The sequence below is a fragment of the Pseudonocardia sp. genome (assembly GCF_025965585.1).
Lineage (GTDB): Bacteria > Actinomycetota > Actinomycetes > Mycobacteriales > Pseudonocardiaceae > Pseudonocardia.
In genome coordinates, this window is the sequence record NZ_JAOPWR010000164.1 from 1 (window position 1) to 20,629 (window position 20,629).

Annotated in this window: 14 protein-coding genes and 2 pseudogenes; 6 read left to right on the plus strand and 10 right to left on the minus strand. The window is 73.3% G+C overall.

Features of this window, described 5'->3' with window-relative positions; genetic code table 11:
• Together JWR81_RS10140 and JWR81_RS10145 are read right to left on the minus strand one after the other, a co-directional pair.
• Positions 1 to 1,121, minus strand: a pseudogene (locus JWR81_RS10140) (hypothetical protein); the annotation flags it as partial.
• A 90-nt stretch (positions 1,122 to 1,211) separates the two neighbouring features.
• Positions 1,212 to 2,723, minus strand: coding sequence for an MFS transporter (locus tag JWR81_RS10145; RefSeq protein ID WP_297649807.1), 1,512 nt, complete (start codon positions 2,721 to 2,723; stop codon positions 1,212 to 1,214).
• A 251-nt stretch (positions 2,724 to 2,974) separates the two neighbouring features.
• Here JWR81_RS10145 and tatA point away from each other — a divergent pair, with 251 nt between their 5' ends.
• Together tatA and JWR81_RS10155 are read left to right on the plus strand one after the other, a co-directional pair.
• Positions 2,975 to 3,235 carry a Sec-independent protein translocase subunit TatA gene (gene tatA / locus JWR81_RS10150; RefSeq protein WP_297649810.1) on the plus strand — a complete coding sequence of 87 codons (261 nt, stop codon included), beginning with the start codon at positions 2,975 to 2,977 and terminating at the stop codon, positions 3,233 to 3,235.
• A 7-nt stretch (positions 3,236 to 3,242) separates the two neighbouring features.
• Entirely contained in the window at positions 3,243 to 3,632 is a 390-nt protein-coding gene (locus tag JWR81_RS10155) for a twin-arginine translocase TatA/TatE family subunit (RefSeq protein ID WP_297649821.1), read from the plus strand.
• 55 nt (positions 3,633 to 3,687) lie between these two features.
• Here JWR81_RS10155 and JWR81_RS10160 read toward each other — a convergent pair whose 3' ends face one another.
• On the minus strand, positions 3,688 to 6,846 hold the full coding sequence (locus tag JWR81_RS10160; protein WP_297649823.1) for a hypothetical protein: 3,159 nt from the start codon (positions 6,844 to 6,846) through the stop codon (positions 3,688 to 3,690).
• 168 nt (positions 6,847 to 7,014) lie between these two features.
• Between JWR81_RS10160 and JWR81_RS10165 the strand changes: the two genes are divergently transcribed.
• Both JWR81_RS10165 and JWR81_RS10170 read left to right on the plus strand, forming a co-directional pair.
• Positions 7,015 to 9,987, plus strand: a complete 2,973-nt coding sequence (locus tag JWR81_RS10165; RefSeq protein ID WP_297649825.1) for a BTAD domain-containing putative transcriptional regulator — start codon at positions 7,015 to 7,017, stop codon at positions 9,985 to 9,987.
• Between the two features lie 124 nt (positions 9,988 to 10,111).
• Positions 10,112 to 10,747 carry a sigma-70 family RNA polymerase sigma factor gene (locus JWR81_RS10170; protein WP_297649827.1) on the plus strand — a complete coding sequence of 212 codons (636 nt, stop codon included), beginning with the start codon at positions 10,112 to 10,114 and terminating at the stop codon, positions 10,745 to 10,747.
• Between the two features lie 18 nt (positions 10,748 to 10,765).
• Here the strand turns inward: JWR81_RS10170 and dinB are convergent, their stop codons facing one another.
• The 4 genes from dinB to JWR81_RS10190 all read right to left on the minus strand — a co-directional run bounded on the left by dinB (position 10,766) and on the right by JWR81_RS10190 (position 16,573).
• Positions 10,766 to 11,974 (minus strand): DNA polymerase IV, encoded by a 1,209-nt coding sequence (dinB, locus tag JWR81_RS10175; RefSeq protein WP_297649829.1) that lies wholly within the window; start codon positions 11,972 to 11,974, stop codon positions 10,766 to 10,768.
• 276 nt (positions 11,975 to 12,250) lie between these two features.
• Complete coding sequence (locus JWR81_RS10180; protein ID WP_297649831.1) at positions 12,251 to 13,351, minus strand: NYN domain-containing protein; 1,101 nt, start codon at positions 13,349 to 13,351, stop codon at positions 12,251 to 12,253.
• 120 nt (positions 13,352 to 13,471) lie between these two features.
• On the minus strand, positions 13,472 to 15,481 hold the full coding sequence (locus tag JWR81_RS10185; protein WP_297649833.1) for a potassium transporter Kup: 2,010 nt from the start codon (positions 15,479 to 15,481) through the stop codon (positions 13,472 to 13,474).
• Positions 15,482 to 15,748: 267 nt separating this feature from the next.
• Positions 15,749 to 16,573 carry a hypothetical protein gene (locus JWR81_RS10190; protein WP_297649835.1) on the minus strand — a complete coding sequence of 275 codons (825 nt, stop codon included), beginning with the start codon at positions 16,571 to 16,573 and terminating at the stop codon, positions 15,749 to 15,751.
• A gap of 141 nt (positions 16,574 to 16,714) precedes the next feature.
• Here JWR81_RS10190 and JWR81_RS10195 point away from each other — a divergent pair, with 141 nt between their 5' ends.
• Positions 16,715 to 17,626, plus strand: coding sequence for a universal stress protein (locus JWR81_RS10195; protein WP_297649837.1), 912 nt, complete (start codon positions 16,715 to 16,717; stop codon positions 17,624 to 17,626).
• 13 nt (positions 17,627 to 17,639) lie between these two features.
• Here the strand turns inward: JWR81_RS10195 and JWR81_RS10200 are convergent, their stop codons facing one another.
• Positions 17,640 to 18,410 (minus strand): GAF and ANTAR domain-containing protein, encoded by a 771-nt coding sequence (locus JWR81_RS10200; RefSeq protein ID WP_297649839.1) that lies wholly within the window; start codon positions 18,408 to 18,410, stop codon positions 17,640 to 17,642.
• A gap of 32 nt (positions 18,411 to 18,442) precedes the next feature.
• Positions 18,443 to 19,132 carry a GAF and ANTAR domain-containing protein gene (locus JWR81_RS10205; protein ID WP_297649841.1) on the minus strand — a complete coding sequence of 230 codons (690 nt, stop codon included), beginning with the start codon at positions 19,130 to 19,132 and terminating at the stop codon, positions 18,443 to 18,445.
• Positions 19,133 to 19,579: 447 nt separating this feature from the next.
• Between JWR81_RS10205 and JWR81_RS10210 the strand changes: the two are divergent.
• A pseudogene (locus JWR81_RS10210) lies at positions 19,580 to 19,737 on the plus strand (IS30 family transposase); the annotation flags it as partial.
• A gap of 124 nt (positions 19,738 to 19,861) precedes the next feature.
• Here the strand turns inward: JWR81_RS10210 and rpoD are convergent.
• Positions 19,862 to 20,629 (minus strand): RNA polymerase sigma factor RpoD (gene rpoD / locus JWR81_RS10215; protein ID WP_297649843.1); only part of this gene is annotated, 768 nt, incomplete at its 5' end.

A 20,629-nucleotide genomic window follows, 5' to 3' on the forward strand; every position in this document is an offset into this window, starting at 1 on the left:
TCGAGCCCGCTGCCGGCGCCGAGCCGCGGCGCACCCAGTGCCCCGGCCAGCCGCGTGATCGCGAACGCCACCCGCTGCGCGCGGTCGCCCAGCCCGTCGGTCTCCGCCACGAGCGACGCGACGCTGCGGCGCGCCCCGTCGAGCAGCGTCGGCACCATCGCGCGGGGCGTGCCGGTGGCCGTGGCGGCCCCCAGCGACCGCAGCCCCGCCAGCAGCGGGCGCAGGACGTTCTCGGCGGGCGGCCGGTCGTCGAGCACGAGACGGCGGGCGGCCACGGACAGCCGCTCGGCGGCGAGCTCCGCGTCGAGCAGGTCCAACTCGAAGGGGTCGGGGGTGTCCCGGGGGACGGCGTCCTGCTGCTCCTGCCCGTCGGGCTCGGCGGTGCCGTCGGCGGCCGGGTACTCCTCGCGCTGCTGCTCCAGCCGGTCGGCGACCAGCAGCGCGGTCTCGTTGAGGCGGACGCGCCGCCGCGTGAGGTCCTTGAGCGCGTCGTCGCGGTCACCGGGATCGGCCCGCAGGACGTCCCCGACCCCCTCGACCAACCCGTGGACGTGGGCGCGGAAGGCGCGGGTCATCCGCTCGACGGTGTGCCCGGCGTGCTCCGGGAACACGAACCCGCGCAGCAGAAGGGTGGAGCCGATGCCCACCACGACCGCCACCAGCAGGAACGGGATCTGTTCCGCCGACGCCCTGAGGAACTGGGTGAAGAAGTAGCCCATCATCGCGGCCATGCCCAGCGCGTTGCCGCGCGGGCCGTAGCGGCGGATCCAGACCGCGGCGATCATGACGGCCACGAACACGACGTCCGCGACGATCCGGTGCGGCGCCAGCAGCGTGCCCGCAGTGACCGACGCCAGCGCCGGCAGCGTCATGAGCGCGGTGGTGACCCGCAGCCGCCCGATGTCCGGCTCGTTGACCGCCAGGTTGCTGCTCATCGACAGCACGGCGGCCATGAGCACGACGGTGACGGGCTCACCCGTCAGCGCCCGCACCCCGGACATCAGCAGCACCGAGAGCGCCATCGACGCCGTCGCGATCCCGCCCAGCCGGAGCCGGACCAGCCCGGGGTCCACGCCGGTCAGAGTCGTGCGCAGCTCCGCCAGCCTCGCCCGCCACACCACGTGGCGAGTGTCCCACGCACGTGCCCGGCGAGCCCGTCCCACGCGGAGTCCGGGCGGTGGTGTCGCACCGATCTCAGGGGTGCCCGTGCATCAGCGGGGCTGGGCCGATCCCTCGGCGCGGGTGAAGCCCGGCCCTCTCCGGCCGCCCGCCGACAGCGGTGTCGCGATCTCCTCCAGCGACCTGCCCTCCGCGTCGACGGCGAGGAAGTACGCGACCAGGCCGCCCGCGACCATCACGGCGGCGCCGAGCAGGTACCCGTAGAACAGCCTGATCGGCTGCGAGCCGTCGCCGATGAGCGCGCCGTAGATCACCGGGCCGAGCGCGCCGAAGCACTGCGCGATGGCGAAGAACACCGCGATCGCCTTGGACCGGACCTCGAGCGGGAAGATCTCGCTGACCGTGAGGTAGGCCGCGCTCGCCCCGGCGGAGGCGAAGTAGAAGATCACGCACCAGGCGATCGTCTGCGTCACCGCATTGAGCACGCCCGCGTTGAACAGGAACGCCGTGACGGCCAGCAGCACACCCGAGATCAGGTACGTCCCGGCGATCATCTTCTTGCGGCCGATGGTGTCGAACAGGTGCCCGATGGTCAGCGGGCCCGCCAGGTTGCCCACCGCGAACGCGATGAGGAACAGCGGTGCCGACGTCGAGGCGACGCCGTAGAACTTGCCCAGCACGAGCGTGTAGGTGAAGAAGATCGCGTTGTAGAGGAACGACTGCGAGATCATCAACGAGGCGCCGAGCACGGCGCGGGAGGGGTAGTCGCGGAACAGCACCCGCACCAGCGCCAGGTATCCGATGTCGGTGGTGGGCTGCAGGTCGATGGCCTTGCTCTCGTCCACCGGCGGCAGCTTGACCCCGGCCTCCGCCACCTCCTGCTCGATGTAGGTGATCGACTCCTCGGCCTCGCGCTCGCGGCCGTTCATGACCTGCCAGCGCGGGCTCTCCGGCAGGTGCCTGCGGACGAACAGGATCACGAGACCCAGCACCGGGCCGATGAGGAACGCGATCCGCCAGCCGATGCTCACGCTCAGCACGTTGAGGAAGATCAGGCTGCCCAGGGTGCCGATGATCGCGCCAGCCCAGTAGGTGCCGTTGACCATGATGTCGACGCGCCCGCGGAAGCGCGACGGGATCAGCTCGTCGATCGCGGAGTTGATCGCCGAGTACTCGCCGCCGATGCCCATGCCCGCGATGAACCGCGTCAGGTAGAGGAACCCGACCCAGCCCGCACCGTTGCCGAGCGTCAGGGCGGTGAGGCCGCTGCCGATCAGGTAGACGCCCAGCGTGATCATGAACAGCTTGCGGCGGCCGAGCTTGTCCGACAGCCGCCCGAAGTACAGCGCCCCGACCACCTCGCCGACGAGGTACACCGTGGCAACCAGCCCGGCGGCCGCCGAGGAGAGGCCGAGCGTCTCGGGCTTCGTCAGGACGTCGGTGACGGAGCTGGCGACCGTGATCTCCAGGCCGTCGAGGATCCAGGCGACGCCGAGCGCCACCACCATCCGCGTGTGGAACGGTGACCACGGCAACCGGTCGATGCGGGCGGGGATGAGGCTGCGGACCACGCCGGGGGCCGGTGTCTGCGCTGCTGTGGTCATGGCTTCTCCAGGCGTTCCGTCTGGCGCCCACGATGGCGTCAGCGTGACGTTCTGCCTCCCGGGCGCGGTCGGCAACCCGGGGTGCCCGGTACGCGTCGTCTGTCCGAAACGCGCCCGCACGCTGCAGGTTGGGGGTCGCGGAGTAGTGGATTTCCGAACCTCGGGGGCCGTAGTTTCGTTCACAGGAGGACACGCACGGGAAGGACACGCCGTGTCGTGACGTCCCGGTTCGTCGAGGAGAGGTGTGAATCATGGGCGCTCTGAGCCCGACCCACTGGCTGATCATCGTGGCGGTGCTGGTGCTGCTGTTCGGGGCCAAGCGGCTCCCGGACGCCGCGCGCAGCCTCGGCCGCTCGGCCCGGATCCTCAAGTCCGAGGTGAAGGAGCTCCACCCGGACGCCCCCGAGGAGCAGGCTCCCGCGGCCCCGCAGGCGTCGGCCGCCGCGCTCCCGCCCGCGACGCCCGCGCCCGCCCCGGCCGCCGCCCCGGTGAACACCGACAAGGTCGGCTAGTTCCTCGATGTTCGACCTGAGCATCGAGAAGATCATGGTCCTGGTCGTCGTGGCGCTGTTCGTGCTCGGGCCCGAGCGGCTGCCCGCCGCCGCCGAGTGGCTGGGCCGCACGATCCGGCAGGTGAAGGCGTTCGCGGCCGGGGCGAGCGATCAGCTGCAACGGGAGATCGGGCCCGAGTTCGACCAGTTCCGGAAGCCGCTGGCCGACCTGCGCGCGCCGCTGCAGGAGCTGCGCGGCCTGCGCGACCCGCGCGCCGCGGTGATGCGGCATCTGCTCGACGCCCCGGAGCCCGCCCCGGTCGCGGTGGTCAAGCCCGTGACGGCACCCCCGGTGCCCGCTGCCGGTCAGGTGCTCGCCGCGGGGGAGCGTCCCCCCGTCGATCTCGACGCCACCTGATCCGCGGGCCCCTGCCTGTCCTCGGGCAGCGCGATTCTCGGAGCAGCGTGATTCCTCAGGGCAGCACGATCCGGTAGTCGAACGCGCCGCCACCGGGGGCCACGACCTCCAGGCTGTCGGTCATCACCCGGTGCAGGCGCAGGGTCTCCGTCGTCGGCGGGTCGGCCGGGGCCACCGTCGCGGCGCTGAACGCGCACCCCGACCCGAGCTCGACGGACACGGCGAGGCCTGCCGCGTTGGTGACGGTGGCGGTGCTCCCGGTGACGGCCGGCTGCTGGCGCTGCCCGCGGACGGCCGCCGCCCACAGGTCCACGCAGAACTCGTTGGCGACCACGTGTCCGGGCCGCGTGCCCTCGTAGGAGACGTGCACGGTGCGGCCCTCGAGCCGGATCGTCTTGCGGAACGCGCCGAAGGTCGCGGTGTCGTGCAGGACGACCCCCGGCCCCCCCGCGAGCCTGCTCTCGCGGTCCTCCACGAGCAGGGCGTCGAGCTGCTCCAGCGTGACGGGCGTCCGGTCGCCGACGCCGTCGTCGTGGGCCCCGTCCTCGTAGACCAGCGTCACCGACGAGTCGTCGCCCCCGGTCACGCGGTAGGCGTTGAAGTTGTCGGGGTAGTACCAGTCGAAGATCGTGTCGTCGGGAGCGCCCGCTCCGATCGTGCCGCCGGCGGCCGCCGTGTCGGACGCCACGTAGGCGTGGTTGGGCGTGCAGACCGTGTTCTGCAGGACGATGCCGTCGCACTTGATGCCCGCCTCGGAGGCCCAGTCGACGTCGAGGAACTGGTAGGCCTTGAACGTGCCCGACAGCGAGCACGGGTGCCCGTCGACCATCGCGAACAGGTGGGTGATGCGGCCCCCGTTGAGGTCCACCACCACCAGCGCCTCGGTGTTGTAGAGGATCGTCGTGGGCAGCGGGTCGTGGTCCCAGTGCAGCCCCGCCGCACCCGGCGACCGCCACGGGGGAGCCGCGTCCACCTGCTCCTCGCGCGCCGCCACCTGCTCGATCACCGGCCCGTCGTCACGGTGCGAGACGGGCGCGGGACCGGTGGCCGCCCAGTCCGCCCACACCGCCGCGTCGAGGAACACGTGGGCGTTGCGCAGCTGCAGCGACTCGGCCACCACGAAGTCCTCGGGGCCGGTGAACAACGCGGGGTCGTCGCCGTCGCCCTGGCGGGCCCGCTTCGACCACTGCGACTCGTGCAGGCACAGCGTGAAGTACAGGCGCGCGAGCTCGTCGAGCCGGTTGGACGGCGGGCGGGCCGCGAGCGCGCGCTCGGCCCGGTCGGAGACGGCGCCGAGCGTCTCCCCGAGCCACGCCGACCGCACCTCGCGCCACATCGTCACCCACGTGTCGAAGGCCAGGCCGAGGTCCGGGTCGACGGGCACACCGGGCAGCCGCCAGTGCCGCGTGATCCACGGGTCGCACGCCGAGACGAGGTCGAGCTCGCCCACGCAGTCGGCGGCGGTGAGGTCGTCGGTGGTGACGGCCTGTACCCACGGGTGGGCGCGGATCCACGACAGTGCTGCCTGGTAGAGCCGGTTGTAGGGCACGGCGCTGCCGTCGTAGACACCGTCGAACCAGCCGTTGCCGCTGGCCTTGTCGGCGTCGTCGCTGTAGACGAGCAGGTTGTCGCGGCGCAGCACGGGCTGGGCCGCGAGCTCCATGAACTTGCGCCGCATGTCGAGCGAGACCTTGCCGCGCGCTGCGTCCCGGTCGGACGCGCCGTAGAGCCCGTCCTTCATCTCCGGGTCGATGAACAGGACCTTGATGCCGGTGCGGCGGTCGCACCACACGTACTGCCAGTCGAGCCAGCGGCCGCCGCTCGTCACGCCCATCGGGGGCACCACGTCCGCGACGACGGTGCTGTTGTCGGCGCTGCCCTCACTCTGGCCCGCGTCGACCACGAGGTACTGCACCCCGGCGCCGATGAGCGCCTCGGCCACGTTGTCGTGGGCGGTGACGATCCGTGAGTCCGGGTAGTAGACGGGGCTGTGCCCGCCGAGGATCTCGTCCATCACCCGCGCGCCCCAGGTGATGGCGTCGTGGTTGGTGGCCGCCGAGTAGTAGGGCAGCCGGTGCGCCCCGAAGCCGGCGACCACCGGCACCATCAGCCCGTCCGCGACGTCCTTGCGCATGGCGGCGACGTCGTCGGGGCAGTCGTGGGCGAGCAGGTCGAGCAGCCCGCCGTTCATCGCCCACATCTGCCGGATCCCGTAGCGGCGGTGGGCGTCGAGCGTGAACGCGTAGCCGTCGCCGGTGTGGTCCTCGCGGCTGCCGGGGCGGCTGCTGAAGGTGGCGCTCTCGTCGCGCATCGTCACCTGGGCGTAGGTGCGGGGCGGGTCGTAGCCGGTGTCCGGGGACGCGAAGTAGTCGTTGAGTCCCTGGATCGCGAAGTTGACGAACGCCACGCGCGTGCGTCCGGCCGGAGCGGCCGGGTCCACGGCCACCGGGGCCGCGCCCCGGCACGTGACGGCCATCGCGGGCACGGCGTCACCGTCGACGGGTACGGCGATGATGACCGAGTCGGCGGCCGTACTGACCAAGGGCAGGGCGGCGGGGTCGAGGGCGCGCAGGTCGACGGTGCGCGCGCCGATGGTGACCACGAGGTCGAGCAGGTCCGCGGGCACGGTCGCGGGATCCGCGTCCAGGGCCACCACGTCCACGCGGACGAGGTCGAGGGCCGCCACGCGCTTGTGGTGCAGCACCCAGGCCTCCATCGCCCGTCCGGGAGCGGGGATGTGGGTGGCCAGCACGTCACCGGGGCCGAACGCAGGGAGCACCGCCCACGTCGTGAAGTCGCCCGACCGCGCGACCGTGGGCCCGCTCGTGCCGAGCCGGGCCGACACCTGCAGCGCGTAGGTCACCGACGCACCCTCGGTGAGCCCGGGCACGCGCCCCTCCAGGTAGGTCACGCCCGGCCCCATCCGGTCGGCCATGTCGAGGTAGGGCGGCACGTGCTCGACGTCGAACTGGCCGGGCGCGGCCATCCGCTCGCGCAGTTCCGCCACCAGCTCGGGTGTGACGCGGTGGGCCTCCACCCCGGCGCGGGGTGTTCCACCGACGGTGACCTCGAGCTCCCACGAGACGATCCGCGCGGCAGGGTCGTGCTCGACCCGGAACGGCACCCGCAGCTCGACACCCGGGTCGTGCGGGTCGCCGGTAACCACGCGGGGCAGGGCGTCGAAGGTGGCGTGGACGATTCGGACGTCCGGCATGCGGGTTCCTCCAGACGGCCGAGCGTATGCGGACAACTGCTCTACCGGGTGCGTGGTCCGGTTACGCCTGAAGAGTCGTAATCGGCGCGCGGTGATACTCGGCGCGTTGACGACCTCGCGGGTGGCACGCCAGCCTTGCCCTCCGAGCACGCGATCCGGGAGCGAGCGGTGAACCGACGACAGGGTGGGACCGGGGCCGACCGCCGCCCCCACCCCCAGCGAGCACCGGCACTGGTGCTCCGCGTCTGTGGCGACTTCGCCGCCACCGTCGAGGGCAGTGACGTGCCGCTCGGCGGGCGTCGGCAGAAGGCCGTGCTCGCCCGCGTGCTGGCCGGGGACGGCGACGTCGTGTCGGCGGAGCAGGTCGTCGAGGACATCTGGGGCGAGCGGTCGAGCGACTCGACGGTCGCCTCCGTGCACGCCTACGTGTCGCGGCTGCGCCGGCTGCTGGGGTCCACAGCCATCCCGCGGCGGGCCGGCGGCTACGTGCTCGACCGCCAGGTGATCGCGGTCGACTCCGACCTGTTCGAGGCCGACGTCGCCCAGGGCCGCCGCGCGCTGGCCCGCGGGGACGACGCCGCCGCCGAGGGCATCCTCGAGACCGCGCTCGCCCGCTGGAGCGGACCGTCGGCGTTCGGCGACATGCGCGACTCCCACTTCCTCGCCCCGGCTGCGGCCCGGTTGGAGGAGCTGCGGGTCGTGGCGGGGGAGATCCTCGCCGACGCGCGGGCCCGGCTGGGCCGCTCGGCCGACGACGTCGTGCTGCTCGAGGAGCTGGCCGCCCGGGATCCGCTGCGCGAGTCCGTCGCGGTCCGGCTGGTGCGGGCGCTGTACGCGGCCGGCCGCCAGGCCGACGCGCTGGCGGCCTTCGAGCGCTGCCGCCGCGCCCTCGCCGACCAGCTCGGCGTCGACCCCGCCCCGCCGCTGCGCCGGATCCACGCCGCCGTGCTGGCGCAGGAACCCCTCGCCCTGGCCGACGGATCGGTGCTGCCCACCCACCTGCCGCCGCGCAACCGTTCGTTCGTCGGGCGGGACGCGCTGCTCGCCCGCGTGCAGGCCGCGCTCGACGACGACGAGCGGCGGCCCCGCGCCGTCGCGCTCACGGGGCTGGCGGGCATCGGCAAGACCGAGCTGGCTCTGGAGCTGGCCCACCGTCGGCTGCGGGAGTCACGGGTGGCCTGGTGGATCGCGGCCGAGGACCCGGTGGGCACCGCGGCCGGGCTCGGCGATCTCGCGGTGGCGCTGGGCATCGCGCCGTTCGAGCGGGGCGAGGACACCCGCGCCGCGCTCTGGGCGGAGCTGGACCGCACCCCGGGCTGGATCATCGTCTTCGACAACGCCGACGACCCCGCCCAGCTGGAGCCGTTCCTGCCCGCCGCCCGACACGGCGACGTCGTCATCACCTCCCGCAACCCGGCCTGGCGGCGGATCGCGCACCCGCTGCCGGTGACGCCCCTGGCGCGGCCGGAGTCCGTCGCCTACGTGGCGGCCCGGACCGGCGGCGACGACTGTGCCGAGGCCGCCGAACTCGCCGAGCTGCTCGGCGACCTCCCCCTGGCCCTGGAGCAGGCGTCGGCGTACATCGAGCAGACGGGGATGTCGCTGCCCGACTACGTCCGGCTGTTCCGCGAGCGGCGCGCGAGCCTGTTGCTGCGCGACACGTCGGCGTCCGGGCCGACCGTCGCCACCACGTGGGGCCTGGCCTTCGACCGGCTGCGCGGCCGGTCGTCGCGAGCGACGGAGATGCTGGAGACGCTGGCGTTCCTCTCCCCGGACGCGATCGACGTCGGGATGCTGCGGCCGCTCGCCGGCGACGAGCTGGACCTGCACGACGTGCTCGCCGAGCTCATGCGGCTCTCGCTCGTCGACCGCGAGGCCGGGGTGCTGCGCATCCACCGGCTCGTCCAGGACGTGGTGCGGGCCCGGCTGCCCGAGTCGATGCGGCGCCTGCGCCTCGCCGGCGCCGCCGCGATGTGCCTCGCCCAGACCGACACCGACGGCGTGGGGCACGAGGGGATCGACGCGCACCTGATCTGCCTCGCCGCCCACGCCGAGACGCTGGACAGCGTGCCGCGGGGCCTGGTCGAGGCGCTCGACGCCCTGGCCCGCCGCTACGCGGAGCGCGCGCTCTACCCGGCCGCCGAGCACGTGCTGCGGGCGGCGCTGCGCCTGCACGGCGGCACGGGCGACCCGCTGGGACGCGGCGAGCTGACCTGCCGGCTGGGCGAGGTGCTCGACGCCGCGGGCCACCTGGCCCCCGCGCTCGTGCTGCACCGTGAGGCCGTCCGGATCCTCTCCGCCGTCGCGTCGCCCGACTCGGTGGTGCTCGCCCACGCCTACAACCGGCTCGGGCACGTCCTCAACTGCGCCGACGACGCCGGCGCGGCCATCGACGCGCACGAGCGGGCCCTGCGGGTGCTGCGCGGGGCCGGACGCGAGGACCTCGTCGCCCCGGTTCTGGTGGACCTCGGGTACACGCTGTGGGGCGCGGGGCGGCTCGACGCCGCCGGGGAGGCGTTCCGGTCCGGCCGGGTCCTGCTGGAGCGAGAGGGCAAGCGCGAGCACCGCGACTGGGCGCACGCCACCGCCGGCCTCGGCATGGTGGAGCAGGACGCCGGCCGCGTCGTGGAGGCCATCGAACTGCAGCGCACCGCGATCGCGGCGTTCACCCTCGCCTGCGGCCCCGATCATCCCGACACCGCCCAGGCGCTGGACAAGCTCGGCTACGCGCTGCGCCTGCAGGGCCGGTCCACCGAGGCCGTCGACGCGCACCACCGGGCCGTCCGGCTGCTCGAGCGGGTGCTCGGCGTCGACGACTCGCGAGTCGGGATGGCCCTGACCAACCTCGGTCTCGCCTACGCCGACGCCGGCCGTCTGGACCAGGCGGTCGAGGTGCAGACCCGTGCGCGGTCGGTCCTGCGGTCCGCGCTGGGGCCTGCCCACGGCAGCACGGTGCTGGCGGCGCGGCGGCTCTCGCTGGCGCTGGCCGAGTGCGGGCAGACGACCCGCGCCCGCGCCGTGATCGACGAGGTGCTCGCGCTCGTCGCGGAGCGACCGGACGGCAACCCTGCGGAACGGGCCCGCATCGACGCCGACGCCGCCATCGTGTACGCGCTGGCCGGGCCGCCCTCGTCGCCGTGACCCGCTGCTCCTGCGGCATCTCACAGGTCGGAGGCCTACAGGTGGCGTGTGCAAGGTTCCTGCAAGTCCGGTGAGACACGGTGGGCATCCGGCTTTTCCTGAGCGCGTCGCCCCGGGAGTCAGCATGACCCACTCCGATCCGGCCTCGACCCACCGCTGCACGACCGCGCGACGGCGCGCTGTGCCCCGGCCCCGCGACAGCAGCACCACCGAGGAGCTGGTGAGCGCCGCCCGCACGTGCGAGGCCCACGCCTGGACCGAGATCGTCGCGCGCTACGAGGGCATGGTGCGGGCCGTGGCGCGCACCTACCGGCTGTCCGACGCCGACCTCGCCGACACCGTGCAGAACACCTGGTTGCGGGCTATCGAGCGGCTGGACGCGCTGCGCGAGCCGGAGCGGCTGGGAGGCTGGCTGGCGTCGATCGGCCGCCGGGAGGCGCTGGCGACGCTGCGCCGCCTCGGCCGGGAGGAGCCGATGCCGATCCACGCGATGGAGCCGCCGGCGGCCGACCCGGGCCCGGAGGCCGTGGTGATCCGGGGCGAGGTCCGGCACGCCGTGTCGCGGGTGGTGGCGACGCTCCCGCCGGGGCGCCGGGACTTCGTGCACGCGCTCTTCTACGCCCCCGATCCCTCCTACGCCGACATCTCCCGCGACCTGCTCATGCCGACCGGCAGCATCGGCCCGACCCGCAAGCGGGTGCTGTGCACGCTGCGTTCCGGGTTGGCGGAGGCGGGGTTCTCGACGGCGTCGGTGGCCTGAGCCCAGCGGCGATCGGGCTCACGCGTCGTCGGGGAGCAGGGGCACCTCCAGCGCCGGGCGCCTGCCGAGCTGCGTGGCGCGCGTGACGGCCCGGGTGCCGAAGCGCTGGTGCACGGCGTCGAGCGTGACGTCCAGCGCCGGGCCCGACTGCGCGTCGAACGGCAGCGCGAGCTGCACCGTGCTGTCGTCCTCCAGGTTGGCCAGCGACACCCCCAGCAGCGTGATGCCCTGGGAGGTGATCATCGGCAGCGCCGCGGCCAGCAGCTCGCGCGCGGCGTCGAGCAGCGTGGCCGTGTGGGCCGTGGCCTCGGGCAGGGAGTGGGACCGGGTGGCGCGGGTGAAGTCACCGAACCGCAGCCGCAGCATCACCGTGCGGCAGGTGCGGTGGCCCGCGCGCAGGCGGCGGCCGAGCCTGTCGAGCGTGCCGGCGAGGATCGTGTCGAGCTCCTCCGGGCTGCGGAGGCCTCGCCCGAGGGCCTGCTGCGACCCGATGGAGCGCCGCCGGGCGTGGTGGGTGACGGGGCGGGGGTCCTGGTTGTGGGCGAGCGCGTGCAGGTGGCGGCCCGCAGCCCGGCCCAGGAACGACACCAGCGCCGCCTCGCCGAGATCGGCCACCTCGGCCACCGTTCGGATGCCGAGCGCGTGCAGCTTGCCCGCGGTGACCCGGCCGACGCCCCACAGCCGCTCGACGGGCAACGGGTGCAGGAACGCGAGCTCGCCGTCGGGTGGCACCAGCAGCAGCCCGTCGGGCTTGGCCACCCCGCTGGCCACCTTGGCGAGGAACTTCGTGCGGGCGATGCCCACCGTGATGGGCAGCCCGATCTGGTCGAGCACCTCCCGCCGCAGCCGCACCGCGATGTCCAGCGGCGACCCCGCGATCCTGCGCAGGCCCCCGACCTCGAGGAACGCCTCGTCGATGGAGATGCCCTCCACCAGCGGGGTGGTCTGCGCGAACACGCCGAAGACCGCCCTGCTGGCCTCGGAGTAGGCCGCCATCCGCGGCGGCACCACGATCGCGGACGGGCAGAGCTGCCGGGCCTGCCTGCCGTTCATCGCGGTGCGGACCCCCATCGCCTTGGCCTCGTAGCTGGCCGCGAGCACCACCCCGCCACCGACGATCACCGGCCGGCCGCGCAGCCGCGGCTGGTCGCGCTGCTCGACCGACGCGTAGAAGGCGTCGAGGTCGGCGTGCAGGATCGTGGCGGCGGGGAGGCCGGAGACGGACACGAACAGATGTTCGCATCGTGCACCGACAGAACGCGAGCCCTGTGCCGCGCCGGGTCGGCTCGGCGCGGGGTGGGCATCGACCCGGGCCGATCGGCGCCGGGCGCGCGGTCCCGAGCGGCGGTTGCGGTCGCCCGGCGGAGCCGCGGTGGCGGCACGAGCACACGTCGCCCGCCGTCCGCGCCGTGCTGCGGCGTCTGCCCGATCCGCCCGTACCGGCCGGTCCGGGCGTATCGGCGGCGCTGGTGGGCGAGGGGCACGCCCGGGTCGCCGGGAACGTCAGTCGGGGACGCGCAGGTAGTAGTCGCCGCTGTCGTCGTCCCAGTCCATCGTGACGAGCTCGCGGGCCCGCGCGGCCTTCGCGAAGGACAGGAACGTGTTGAAGCCGTAGCGCTTCTCGCTGAACCCGGGCTGCCGCTTGCGGATCTGGTCCTTGAGGCCGCTGAGCTGGGGACCCGACGCGGGCGTCTGCAGGCTGCCCACCACGTCGACGAGCAGCCGGAACGCGTCGCTGTCGGCCGACTCGTCGTGGGGCAGCGTCACCTCGGGATCGCCCTGGGCGCTGCCCTTGCGCAGCTCGACGACGTGCTGGCTCTCCAGGTTGCGCAGCAGCTCGCCGAAGCCGCGGTAGCCGTGGTCGGCCTCGTCGAACGTGGGGTCCTTGCGGAGGATCGCGCGCTTGATGCGCGAGGCGAAAACGGGGCCGTCGGCGTGGCGCTGCAGGCCGGTGAGGGTCTGCGCGACGAGCGAGCCGATGTCGCGGTACTCGACGTGCGCCGCCGGCTCCTCCGCGGCCGGCTCCGGTTCCGGTTCGGGTGCCGGGGCCGGTGTGGTGACCGGCTCCGGGGAGGCTGCCACCGGGCGGGTGCGGCGGGCGGGACGGCGCGGGGCCTGCGTCGGCTCGACGCCCGGCAGACGGTCGTAGAAGAGGAACTCGTCACAGGCCGGGGGCAGCAGCGCCGACGTCGAGGACTGCACACCGATGCCGATCACGCGCTTGTCCAGCTCGCGCAGCTTGTGCACGAGCGGGGTGAAGTCGGAGTCGCCCGTGCCGATCGCGAACGTGGTGATGAAGTTGCGCTCGAACGCGAGCACGACGGCGTCGATGGCCATCTTGATGTCGGCGGCGTTCTTGCGGGACGCGCCCATCCGCTGGGGGATCTCGATGAGCTCCACCTGGGCGCGGGCGAGCAGCCTGCGGTCCTCGTCGAAGTAGGACCAGTCGGCGTAGGCGCGGCGCGCCACCACCCGTCCGCGCTCGGCCAGGGCGTCGGCCACTGGCCCGAGGTCGAACGGCGCGACCCCCAGCCCGTCGCGGGCGCCGATGGCCAGGTTCTCGTAGTCGAGGAAGAGCGCGATCCGCTCGTCGTCGCTGTTCACCGCTGCTTGTTCATGGTGATCACTGCATCGCCCCCGGTCGGTGGCTGCCCACCGTATCCGTGGCCACGCGGTGGTGAAGACCGGGTGCCGGCCAGGGGACGGGACCGTCGTCCACCCCCCTCAGACCGGGATCTGGTCCCCCAGGGAGATGCAGCGGTCGAACGGCAGCCCGAAGTAGTCGGCGGGGTTCGCCGAGTTGTGCGCGATCGTCAGGAACAGCCGCTTCTGCCAGGCCGGCATCGTGGGCTCGGGGGAGCGCACCACCGTGATCCGCGACAGGAAGTACGTGACCTCCTCGAGATGCTCGGCCCGCAGCAGCCCCTGCCGGACGGCCAGCCGCAGCGTGGCCGGCACGTCCGTCTCGTCCTGGAAGCCGAAGCGGGCCTGCAGGCTGCTGATGCCGTCACGGTCGGGGCCGCCGCCGGGTTCGAGGTCGTCGGTGGACAGGCGCTGGTCCTCGGGGATGTGCGGGACGTTGCCGACCTCGATGTTCATGATGATCACACGTTCCTGCACCACGTGGTTGTGCTCGACGTTCGCGCGCAGCGCGAGCGGCGTGGTGCCCAGGCTGGCGTTGAGGAACACCGCCGTGCCGCTGACGCGCTGCACCGGCGGGTCCAGGGTGCGCAGGTGCTCCACGAACTCCGGCAGCGGCCCCTCGGCCTCCGTCCGGTTGCGCGTGACGATGGTGCGCCCGCGCTGCCACGTCGTGAGGATCGTGAACACCACGGCCGCCACGAGCAGCGGGAGCCATCCGCCGTGCACGATCTTCGACAGGTTCGCCGCGAAGAACGTGACCTCGGTGGCGAGGAAGACGACGCCGACGAGGGCCACCACCCAGCGGGGCCGGTGCCACAGGGTGCGCATCACGACCAGGAACAGGATGGTGTTGAGGACGAACGTTCCGGTGACGGCCACGCCGTAGGCCGACGCCAGCGCCGCGGACGACTCGAACCCGAGCACCAGCACCACCACGGCGACGAACAGGCCCCAGTTGATCGCGGGCGAGTAGACCTGGCCGATCTCGTGCTCGGAGGTGTGCCGGATCCTCATGCGCGGCAGGAACCCCAGCTGCACGGCCTGCCGGGTGACGCTGAACGCGCCCGAGATCACCGACTGCGAGGCGATGATCGTGGCGACGGTCGCGAGCACCACCATCGGGAGCCGCGCCCACGCCGGGAACAGCAGGAAGAACGGGTTGGCGACGGCGGAGTGATCGCGCAGGATCAGCGAGCCCTGGCCGAGGTAGTTCAGCGTCAGCGCGGGGAAGACGACGAGGAACCACGCCCAGGTGACCGGCTTCCGGCCGAAGTGGCCCATGTCGGCGTAGAGGGCCTCGGCGCCGGTCACCGCCAGCACCACCGAGCCGAGCGCGAAGAACGCGAGCGACCCGTGGGTGAGCAGGAACTGCGCGCCGAACGTGGGGGAGAGCGCCTCGATGATGGCCGGGTCGCCGATGATGCCGCCGATCCCGCCCAGTGCCACCAGCGTGAACCACAGCAGCATCACCGGGCCGAAGAGCTTCCCGACGAGCCCGGTGCCGTAGCGCTGGATGACGAACAGTGCGGCCAGCACCGTGATCGTGATCGGCAGGACGAAGTCGCTGAGCGCCGGCGCGGCCACCTTCACGCCCTCCACGGCCGACAGCACCGAGATGGCGGGAGTGATGATGCCGTCGCCGTAGAAGAGTGATGCCCCGAACACCCCCAGCGTCACCAGGAGGACCTTGTTCCGGCGGCTGTGCAGGTCGACCTTCCGCAGCAGTGCGGTGAGGGCCATGATCCCGCCCTCGCCGTCGTTGTCGGCGCGCAGGATGAACGACACGTACTTGACCGAGACGATGATCGTGATCGCCCAGAAGATCAGTGAGATCACGCCGTAGACCTCGGCCGGCTGGGCCGGCACCCGGCCGCCGTCCTCGGTGAACACGGTCTGCACCGCGTAGAGCGGGCTCGTGCCGATGTCGCCGAACACCACGCCCAGCGCGCCCAGGGCGAGCGCGGCCGTGCCGGTGCGGTGGGGGCCGGGCCTGCTGCCGTCGTAGCGGCCGACCTGCTGCGGTGGTGCCTGCTCGGCGGGGATGACCGCCGCCGCGGTGTCGGCTCCGGGCTGCGGGGTGGGCTCAGACAACGGCCGTCCGATCGATCGGGATCACTTCGCGGATCCTAGGGCGGCCCGGTGTCGCCGACAGATCCGGCTACGGGATCGGAACCTCCAGGCCAGCCGGGTGCCCGCCGGGCCGCCGGGCGCGATCGTCGGTGTCCCCCCGTGGTGTGCGGCCCGTTCCTGGATGTCGGCCAGGCCGCTGCGCCGGGAGCCCGGCCGCAGGCCGATCCCGTCGTCCACCACCTTCACCGGCCTGCAGTCGGCGACCTCCGCGGCGTCGGTGAGGTCCGTTCAGAGCACGCGCCGGCGCCGGGGCGGTGCCTGGGCGGGGGAGCCGGCCAGCACGATCACGCCCGACACCGCCAGGAGCAGCCCGACCGCGGTGGGCACGTACCAGCCGTCCCGGACGGTGTCACCGAGCAGCACGACACCGATCACCCCGGGCACCACCACCTCCGTCACCAGGAACAGCGCTGTGACCTGCGACAGGCTGCCGAGAGCGAGGGCCCGCGAGTAGCAGGCCAGCCCGATCGCGCAGAAGCCGACGATCAGGTAGGGCGCCGGCTGGCTCAGCAGCGCGACCACCCCGGACCCGGTGCGCGGCACCTGCACGGCCCGGATGGCGAGCGAGGTGCCGCCGAAGCCCAGCCCGGCCACCACGGCCAGCGCCCAGGCCCACCCGGTCCGCCACAGCGCCACCGCGGCGACGCCGAGCACCGCCATCGCGGCGACGAGCCAGGCGTACGCCGTGACCGAGGCGGGTTCGGGTGTGCTCGTGCCTGCTCCGGCGGCCACCAGCACCAGCCCCACCACGCAGGCGCCGATCGCGATGCGGTCGAGGTGCCGCAGGCGCGAGCCGTACAGCACCCGGGAGGCCAGTGCCGTCACCGCGATCGTGCCGCCGAGGATGGCCTGCACCGCGAACACCGGCAGGTGTCGCAGCGCCACCACGGTGCACACCCAGCCCAGCAGGTCGATCACCAGGCCGGCGAGGTAGGTCGGTTGCGTGATCAACGGCCGGCGTGCGCCCACCCGGCGCGTCCCCTCGGCCTGCAGCAGCCCGGCCACGCTGTTCAGCAGCATGGCGCAGAGCGCGAAGAGCAGGCCGATGACCACGACCCCAGCATGCCCGCGGCGGTGCGGGCAGAATCGCTCCCCGAGTGACCCGAGGACCTGTGCGGAAGGGTCCAACGGCAGCAGCGCGGGGACGTGCCGCGTCCCTAGTGTCGGCTGGACACCGAGCTGGAGGGCCACCACATGAGCACCACTGCCGTCAACCGCCCGATCGTCGTGGGGGTGGACGGTTCGACGTCCGCTCTCCATGCCGCGCTGTGGGCCGCCGACGAGGCCGCGCAGCGGCACCGTCCGCTGCGCCTGGTGTTCGCGACCGACAGCTACGCGTTCGGTTGCGCGGAGGGCATGGCCCCTCCCCAGAGCTACTTCGACGAGATCGAGGCCGCCGGGACGCGCGTGCTGGCGGACGTCGAGGCCGCGGTCCGCGCGGCGCACCCGGAGCTGGGCGTGGCGCTCGACCTGCAGACCGCCGCCTCGGTGCCGACGCTGGTCGAGCAGACCGACGGCGCCCACCTGCTCGTGCTCGGATCGCGCGGGACGGGCGGGTTCCGCGGCATGCTCGTCGGGTCGACCGCCGTCGCGCTCGTCGCGCACGGGCACTGCCCGGTGGCGGTGGTCCGCGGCCCGGCACCGGACGCCGCCGCGCCCACGGCGGGACCGGTGGTGGTCGGTGTCGACGGCTCGCCGACCAGTGACGCCGCGGTCGCGGTCGCCTTCGACGAGGCGTCGTGGCGGGGCGCGGAGCTCGTGGCCGTGCACGCCTGGCTGGAGTACGCCCCCGACGGGGCGGCCGGCGCCGCGCCGGCCCGGAGGCTCGACGCGGAGTGGGTGCGGGCCGAGCAGGAGGAGCAGGAGGTCATGGCCGAGCGCCTGGCCGGGTGGCAGGAGAAGTACCCGGACGTCGCGGTGCGGCGCGTCCTCACCCGGGGCAGGCCCGTCGAGAGGTTGCTGGAGCACGCGACCGGCGCGCAGCTGCTGGTGGTGGGCAGCCGCGGCCACGGCGGGTTCAGCGGCATGCTGCTGGGCTCCACCAGCCAGGCGCTGATCCACCACACGACCTGCACGCTGCTCGTCGTACGGCAGGCGGCCGGCTGAGCGGGCGACCCGCTCAGGACCGCCGGGACGCGGTCCTGCGGCCGGGGCGCTCGGTCAGCACTTCCGTGGCCAGACCGGACTCGACGACTTGGCGGCCCACGTCGCTGAGCCGCAGGTTGTGGTCGCGGGCGTAGCCGCGCAGCCGGTCGAACGCCGCGTCCATGCCCAGGGCGCCGCGCTCCGCGAGCACCCCCTTGGCCTGCTCGATGATCACCCGGCTGTTGAGCGCGGTCTGCAGCTGCTCGGTGAGCACCTCGCCGCGGTTGATGGCGCGCTCGGACAGGATCCCGATGGTCGCGACGTCGGCCAGCGCCTGCCCGAGCGCGAGGTCGGCCGCAGGCAGCGGCCCGGCCGTTCGGAGGAACAGGTTCAGCGCCCCGATCGGCTCGCCGCGCAGCCGCAGCGGCAGCGCGTGCACCGAGCGGTAGGACTCGCGGTCGGCGAGCCCGGCGGTGAACCGGGGCCACCGCTCCCGCGCGGCGTCGAGGTCGTCGACGCTGACGGCCGAGACCGAGCGGAAGCACTCGACGCACGGGCCCTCGCCGGCCTCCAGCTGGAGCAGCTCCATCCACTCGGTCTGCTCGTTGGTGGACGCCACGACGTGGAGGTTCCGCTGCGCGTCGGCGAGCAGGATGCCGGCCGCGTCGGCGGCGAGCAGCTCGACGCTGTAGCCGGCAAGCCGATCCAGTACGTCGATGACGTCGTAGTCGTCCACGAGCGTGTCGGCCAGCCCGACGAACGCCGTGATCAGCAACCGCTCGCGGTCGCGTCCCGCCTCGTTCATTCCCGTCCTCCCGATCAGGGGCACCATGGCGGTCAGGTGTCCTCGGTGAAACGCAGCCGCCGTGCCACCACGTCGCGCGCCACGTCGCCCAGAAGCCGGTGTTCGGCAAAAGCGTAGGCCCGCAGCCGTGCGAAGGCATCGGTCGCGTTCACGTCCATCTGGGCCACGACCATGCCGGTCGCCTGGTGGATCTCCACTCGGTCGCCCCACGACCGGTCCCACACGCGGTCCTCGCCCGGGTCGGTGCGCAGCCCGAGCAGCATCAGCGCCCCGACGTCGGCGGCGCCCAGGGCGTCGCTCAGCCCGGCGGAGGTCAGGTGCCCCGGTGCCTTCCGGTGCAGGTCGAGCACGCCGAGGTTGATCGTCGCCCACTGCAGGGGCAGCGCGAAGACGGCGCCGACGCCGGTCTGCTCGACCACCGCCTCGGCGTAGACGGGCCACCGCGACGTCTGCGCCACGTCCGCGATGTCGGATATGAGCACGGGACGCCCGCTGCGGGCGGCGTCCATGCAGGCGCCCTCGCCGAGCGTGAACTGCAGCTCCTCCAGCAGCTCGGCGGTGGCGTCGGTGGCCCACAGCGTCTCGCGCAGCGGGCTCGCGGTGTGCATCGAGATCGCCGCCCCGTCGATGTCGAGGCCGGCGACGCAGGCCAGGCAGATCTGCTCGGCCAGCGCCCGGTCGTCGCGCACGTCGTGGCCCAGGGCGAGCAGCGCCGCGGTCACGCCACCGGGGTCAGCCACCGGGACCGGCCGCCAGGTAGTGCGCGGCGCCGTTCACGGGGGGTGTGGACATCCCGGAGACCCTTTCGACGGACGGTGCGGCGACGGTTCACCGGGGACGTCGCCGGCGTTCTGGAGCAACGGGGCCGAGCCTAGACCCGGGGAGGGTGTGCGGACACGGGAAAGGGCCCGCGACGACGGGCTGCGCCGGCGGGTGATCGCGGAGTCCGAGCCGGCGGCCAGCGTGAGCGCGGCCGCCCGATCTGCCGGATTCGGTCACAATGCCGCCCGCCGGATCCTGGCGGCCGCGGGCTTGGTCCGGCGCAACCCGACCGGGGCGCACGCGCGAGGCGAGATCGCGGTTCCTCGCGCTGATCGGAGACGGCTGGTCGACGACTCGGGCCGGCGGGAGGTCGGCGTGGATCAGCGGGACGGGTCGGGACCGGCGACGCGCACGCCCTGCGCACCGGGCGAACCCGCCGCAGGCCCGGCGTCGTCCTGAACAGCGCCGACCCCGGTTCGTCGACCCGATGGTGAGGTTCAGCGACCGCCCGGCCGAAGCCGCCGGCCGCGCGGTCCCCGGCCATCGGGAGGGGGACCTGATCATGCATGCAAAACGCTCGGCTGGGCGAGCCCAGCCGAGCGTCTGCGTGATCTACTCACCACCGAGAACCGAGGCGGTATTGCAAGGACCCGTTGAATCCGCCCTGCGAAGGGCCCGGGGAACCGCTGTCAGTCGAGGTAGTCCCGCAGGACCTGCGACCGCGACGGGTGGCGCAGCTTCGACATCGTCTTGGACTCGATCTGCCGGATCCGCTCGCGGGTGACCCCGTAGACCTGGCCGATCTCGTCCAGCGTGCGCGGCTGGCCGTCGGTGAGGCCGAAGCGCAGCCGGACCACACCGGCCTCCCGCTCGGACAGCGTCTGCAGCACGCTGGTGAGCTGGTCCTGCATCAGCGTGAAACTCACCGCGTCGACCGCGACGACGGCCTCGGAGTCCTCGATGAAGTCACCGAGCTGGCTGTCGCCCTCGTCGCCGATGGTCTGGTCGAGGCTGATCGGCTCCCGGGCGTACTGCTGGATCTCCAGCACCTTGTCCGGGGTGATGTCCATCTCCTTGGCCAGCTCTTCCGGCGTGGGCTCGCGGCCCAGGTCCTGGAGCAGCTCACGCTGTATGCGGCCGAGCTTGTTGATGACCTCGACCATGTGCACCGGGATGCGGATGGTGCGGGCCTGGTCGGCCATCGCACGGGTGATGGCCTGGCGGATCCACCACGTCGCGTAGGTCGAGAACTTGAAGCCCTTGGTGTAGTCGAACTTCTCGACCGCGCGGATCAGACCGAGGTTGCCCTCCTGGATCAGGTCCAGGAACGCCATGCCGCGGCCGGTGTAGCGCTTGGCGAGGGAGACGACCAGGCGGAGGTTCGCCTCGAGCAGGTGGGTCTTGGCCCGCTCGCCGTCCCGGACGATCCAGTTGAGGTCGCGCCGCATCTGCGGTGA

Excerpts from the sequence above, each read along its gene's own strand:
- JWR81_RS10170 (WP_297649827.1), top strand. The coding sequence starts at position 10,112 with ATGACCCACTCCGATCCGGCCTCGACCCACCGCTGCACGACCGCGCGA.
- JWR81_RS10145 (WP_297649807.1), bottom strand. The coding sequence starts at position 2,723 with ATGACCACAGCAGCGCAGACACCGGCCCCCGGCGTGGTCCGCAGCCTC.
- JWR81_RS10155 (WP_297649821.1), top strand. The coding sequence starts at position 3,243 with ATGTTCGACCTGAGCATCGAGAAGATCATGGTCCTGGTCGTCGTGGCG.
- JWR81_RS10200 (WP_297649839.1), bottom strand. The coding sequence starts at position 18,410 with ATGAACGAGGCGGGACGCGACCGCGAGCGGTTGCTGATCACGGCGTTC.
- tatA (WP_297649810.1), top strand. The coding sequence starts at position 2,975 with ATGGGCGCTCTGAGCCCGACCCACTGGCTGATCATCGTGGCGGTGCTG.
- JWR81_RS10195 (WP_297649837.1), top strand. The coding sequence starts at position 16,715 with ATGAGCACCACTGCCGTCAACCGCCCGATCGTCGTGGGGGTGGACGGT.
- JWR81_RS10160 (WP_297649823.1), bottom strand. The coding sequence starts at position 6,846 with ATGCCGGACGTCCGAATCGTCCACGCCACCTTCGACGCCCTGCCCCGC.